At 76.3% G+C, this 5,241-nt stretch carries 3 pseudogenes; all 3 read left to right on the top strand.

The window, feature by feature from the left end:
• Positions 1 to 10 precede the first annotated feature (10 nt).
• Positions 11 to 796: pseudogene (locus B1205_RS33475) on the top strand (acyltransferase domain-containing protein); the annotation flags it as partial.
• Between the two features lie 80 nt (positions 797 to 876).
• Positions 877 to 1,716, top strand: a pseudogene (locus B1205_RS33470) (polyketide synthase dehydratase domain-containing protein); the annotation flags it as partial.
• Positions 1,717 to 1,809: 93 nt separating this feature from the next.
• Positions 1,810 to 5,241, top strand: a pseudogene (locus B1205_RS31950) (type I polyketide synthase); the annotation flags it as partial.

Below are 5,241 nucleotides of genomic sequence, written 5' to 3'. Positions count from 1 at the left end.
CCTCGACGAGGTGTGCGCGCACCTCGACCCGCTGCTGCCGCAGCCGCTCAAGCCGGTGCTGTTCGGCGACGGTGACCTGCTCGACCAGACCCAGTTCACGCAGGCCGGCCTGTTCGCGGTCGAGGTGGCGCTGTTCCGCCTGGTCGAGTCGTTCGGGGTGACCCCGGACTTCGTGGGTGGCCACTCGATCGGTGAGGTGACCGCCGCGTACGTGGCCGGGGTGCTGTCCCTGGCCGACGCGGCCGCGCTGGTGGCGGCGCGGGGCCGGCTGATGCAGGCGCTGCCCGACGGCGGCGGGATGCTGGCCGTGGCCGCCGCCGAGGCCGACGTCGCCGCGTCGATCGGCGGGCACCCGGGCGTGGGTGTCGCGGCGGTCAACGGGCCGACGTCGACCGTGCTGTCCGGCCCGGTCGACGCCCTCGATGACATCGCGCACGCCTGGCGGGAACGGGGCGTGCGGGTCCGCCGGTTGACGGTCAGTCACGCGTTCCACAGCCCGCTGATGGAACCCATGCTGGCCGAGTTCCGCACGGTCCTCGACCGGCTGAGCTTCGCCGCCCCGGCCCTGCCGGTCGTGTCCAACGTGACCGGCGCGCTCNCGGCCGAGATCACCACCGCCGACTACTGGGTGCGGCACGTCCGCGAGGCGGTCCGCTACGCCGATGGGATCACCGCCCTGCGGGCCGCCGGGGTGGACACGTTCCTGGAGATCGGCCCGCGGAGCGTGCTCACCGCGCTGACCGCCGAGATCCTGCCCGACGACGACGCGGTGCTCGCCACCGCCGTGCAGCGCCGCGACCGGGACGAGTCGACCGCGCTGCTGGGCGCGCTGGCCGACCTGCACGCGNCTGGACCGGCGACGTCACCGCCGTCGGCCTGCGCCCCGCCCGGCACCCCCTGCTCGGCGCCGCGGTCGGCGTCGCCCACGCCGAGGGCTTCCTGTTCACCGGCCGGCTGTCCCGCCGGACCCACCCGTGGATCGCCGACCACGTCGTCTTCGACACCGTGCTGCTGCCCGGCACCGGCTTCGTCGAACTCGCCCTCCAGGCCGGCGCGCACGTCGGCGCCGACCACGTCCGCGAGCTGACCCTCGAAGCGCCGCTGATCCTCCCCGAGACCGGCGGCGTGGACATCCAGCTCTGGATCGGCCCGGCCGACGACACCGGCTGCCGGTCCGTCTCGCTGCACTCCGCGCCCGACGACGAGCGGACCGACCGGGAACCCGCCGACGGGGAGCAGCGGGGCTGGACCCGCAACGCCAGCGGCGTCCTCGCCGACGGCCCGGCGCAACCCGGCGTACCCGGCTGGGCCGACCTGGCCGCCTGGCCGCCGCCGGACGCCACCGAGGTGCCCACCGGTGAGCTGTACGCGCACCTCGCCGCCCAGGGCTACGACTACGGCCCGTCCTTCATCGCGTTGCGTGCCGCCTGGCGGCGCGGCGATGACCTCTTCGCCGACCTGGCGCTGCCCGAGGACCCGGCCGCCGAGGCCGGCGGGTACGGCGTGCACCCCGCCCTGCTCGACGCCGCCCTGCACACCCTCGGCCTGGCCAGCGCCGCCGGGGAACCGACCGGCCCCGGCCTGCCCCCCGGCCACGGCCGGCTGCCGTTCTCCTGGAACGACATCGCCCTGCACGCCGCCGGGGCCGCCGCCGCCCGGGTGCGGGTCCGGCACACCGGCGCGGACAGCGTCGCCCTGCTCCTCGCCGACGTCACCGGCGCGCCGATCGCCTCGGTCGGCTCGCTCGTGCTGCGGCCGGTCACCGCCGACCAGCTCCGCACCGCCGGCGGCGGCGGACCCGAGTCGCTGTACCGCGTCGACTGGACGCCGCTCACGCTGCCCGCCGGGCCGTCGACCGCCGGCTGGGCGGTGCTCGACACCGACACCGGCCTCACCGACGCGGTCGCCGCCACCGGGACCGCCGTCACCGCGTACCCCGATCTCGCGGCCCTGACCGCCGCGATGGACGAGGGCGCGGACGCGCCCGGCGTGCTGGTCGCGTCGTTCCTCGACCCGCGTGGCGAGCGCGACGTGCCCCGCTGGGTCGTCGAGGTGACCCACCGGGCGCTCGACGTGCTCCAACGGTTCCTCGCCGACGACCGCCACGACGCCACCCGGCTGGTCGTGCTCACCCGGGGCGCGGTCGCCACCGACGCGGACGCCGACCTCACCGACCTGGCCGGCGCCGCCGTCATCGGCCTGGTGCGCTCCGCCCAGTCGGAGAACCCGGGCCGGTTCGTGCTCGTCGACGTCGACGACCCGGCCGGTGCCGCCGCCGCGCTGGTGTCGGCGCTGGACACCGACGAACCGCAGGTCGTGATCCGGGGCGGCGTCGCCGCCGGTGCCCGGCTGAACCGGGTGCCGGTGCCCGCCGAGCCGGCCGGCACGTCGTTCGACGCCGACGGGACCGTGCTGGTCACCGGCGCCACCGGCACGCTCGGCCAGCTCATGAGCCGGCACCTGGTGACCCGCCACGGCGTGCGGCACCTGCTGCTCACCAGCCGGCGTGGCCGGGACGCCGCCGGCATTCCGGAACTCTGCGACGAACTGGCCGCGCTCGGCGCGACCGTCACGGTCGCCGCCTGCGACGTCGCCGACCGCGACGCGGTCGTCGCGCTGCTCGCCGACATCCCCGCCGAGCACCCGCTCACCGCCGTGGTCCACGCCGCCGGGGTACGCGACGACGGCGTCATCTCCTCGCTCACCCCCGACCGGGTCGACGGCGTGCTGCGGCCCAAGGTGGACGCCGCCTGGCACCTGCACGAGCTGACCGCCGACCTCGGGCTCACCGCGTTCGTCTCGTACTCCTCCCTCGCGGCCACCGCCGGCGGCCCCGGCCAGGGCAACTACGCCGCCGCGAACGCGTTCCTCGACGGGCTCGCCCACCACCGCCGTGCCCGGGGCCTGGCCGCGCTCACCCTCGCCTGGGGGCTCTGGGCCGACCGCAGCGGCATGACCACCGAGCTGGACGACGTCCACCTCAACCGGATCTCCCGCTCCGGCGTCGCCGCCATGGAGGCGGAGGAGGGGCTCGCGCTCTTCGACGCCGCCTGCCGCGTCCCGGCCGCCGCGCTGGTGCCCGCTCACCTCGACCTGGCCGCCATGCGGACCCAGTTCGCCGGCGCCGTCCCGCCGCTGTACCGGACGCTGATCCGCGCCGGCCGGGGCGCCGCCGCCGCGCCCACCACCGGGGCGTCCCTGGTGCAGCAGCTCGCCGCGCTCGGCGACGCCGAGCGGCGGGCCGCGCTGGTGGAGATCGTCCGCGGCCAGGCCGCCGCCGTGCTCGGCTACCCGGACCCGGCCGCCGTCGACCCGCGCCGCGCGTTCAGCGACCTCGGCTTCGACTCGCTCACCGCCGTCGAGATGCGCAACCGGCTCGGCAACGCGTTCGGCCTGCGGCTGCCCGCCACGCTCGTCTTCGACCACCCGAGCCCGCACGACCTCGCCGCCCACCTGGACACCGAGATCGCCGGCACCCCGGTGCCGACCCGCCCGGCGGTCNGGGAGCCGCTGGCCATCATCGGCATGGCCTGCCGGCTGCCCGGCGGGGTGGCCAACCCCGACGACCTGTGGCGGCTCGTCGCCGACGGCGTCGACGCGATCACCGACCTGCCCGGCGACCGGGGCTGGGACCTGGACACGCTCTACAGCCCCGACCCGGACGCCGCCGGCACGTTCTACGCCCGAGGCGGCGGGTTCCTCGCCGACGTCGACCGCTTCGACCCCGGCTTCTTCGGCATCAGCCCGCGCGAGGCCCTGGCCATGGACCCGCAGCAGCGGCTGCTGCTGGAAACCACCTGGGAGACGTTCGAGTCCGCCGGCCTCGACCCCACCGCGCTGCGCGGCAGCAGCACCGGCGTGTTCGTCGGCACCAGCGGCCAGGACTACGGCTCGCTGCTCGCGTTCGCCCCGGAGGAGACCTCCGGCTACGCGCTCACCGGCATGACCAGCAGCGTCATCTCCGGCCGGGTCGCCTACACGTACGGCCTGGAAGGGCCGGCGGTCTCCCTCGACACCGCCTGCTCCTCCTCGCTCGTCGCGTTGCACTGGGCCGGGCAGGCGCTGCGCCGGGGCGAGTGCGACATGGCGCTGGCCGGCGGCGTCATCGTGATGGCCACGCCCACGGCGTTCGTGGAGTTCTCCCGGCAGCGCGGCCTNGTGCAAGTCGTTCGCCGCCGCCGCCGACGGCACCGGCTGGTCCGAGGGCGTCGGCCTGCTGCTCGTGCAGCGCCTCTCCGACGCCCGCCGGCAGGGCCGCCACGTCCTCGCCGTGGTGCGCGGCAGCGCGGTCAACTCCGACGGCGCGTCCAACGGGCTCACCGCCCCGAACGGCCCGTCGCAGCAGCGGGTCATCCGGGCGGCCCTGGCCGCCGCCAAGCTCGGCCCGGCCGACGTGGACGTGGTCNGCTCGGCGACCCGATCGAGGCGCAGGCGCTGCTGGCCACGTACGGGCAGGACCGGCCCGCCGGCCGGCCGCTGCTGCTCGGCTCGATCAAGTCCAACATCGGCCATGCGCAGGCCGCCGCCGGTGTCGCCGGTGTGATCAAGATGGTGCAGGCCATGCGGCACGGCACCGTGCCCCGCACGCTGCACGTCGACGAGCCGTCCCCGCACATCGACTGGGACGCCGGCGCGGTCGAGCTGGTCACCGAGGCGTGCCCCTGGCCGGCGGTGGAACGCCCGCGTCGGGCCGCCGTGTCGTCGTTCGGCATCTCCGGCACCAACGCGCACGTCATCGTGGAGCAGGGCGACGAGCCGCCCGCCCCGACCACCACCGGCACCGGGTTGCTGGACGCCGCCGTCACGGTGTGGCCGGTCTCCGCGCGCTCGCGTACCGCCCTCGCCGGGCAGGCCGCCCGCCTCGCCGACCACGTCCGGTCGCGGGACGACCTGGACCCGGCCGCGCTGGGCCGCTCGCTGGCCACCACCCGGTCGGCGTTCGACACGCGGGCCGCCGTGGTCGGCTCCTCGGTCGAGGAGTTGCTGTCCGGCCTCGACGCCCTGGCCGCCGGCGCACCGTCACCGCACCTGGTCACCGGTACGGCGGTCGAGTCCGCCGGTCCGGTGTTCGTGTTCCCGGGTCAGGGTGCGCAGTCGGTGCGGATGGCGGCCGGTCTGGTGGGTCGTGCGCCGGTGTTCGACGCGGCTCTCGCCGAGTGTCGGTCTGCGCTCGCCCCGTATCTGGATGTGGATCTCGTGTCGGTGTTGACCGGGGATGACGAGTCGTGGTTGGACCGGGTG

Origin of the sequence: Micromonospora sp. NBS 11-29 (assembly GCF_002140155.1) — a bacterium.
Classification (GTDB): domain Bacteria; phylum Actinomycetota; class Actinomycetes; order Mycobacteriales; family Micromonosporaceae; genus Micromonospora.
The sequence above is the reverse complement of the archived record's forward strand: the minus strand, read 5'-3'. Positions and strand labels throughout refer to the sequence as shown.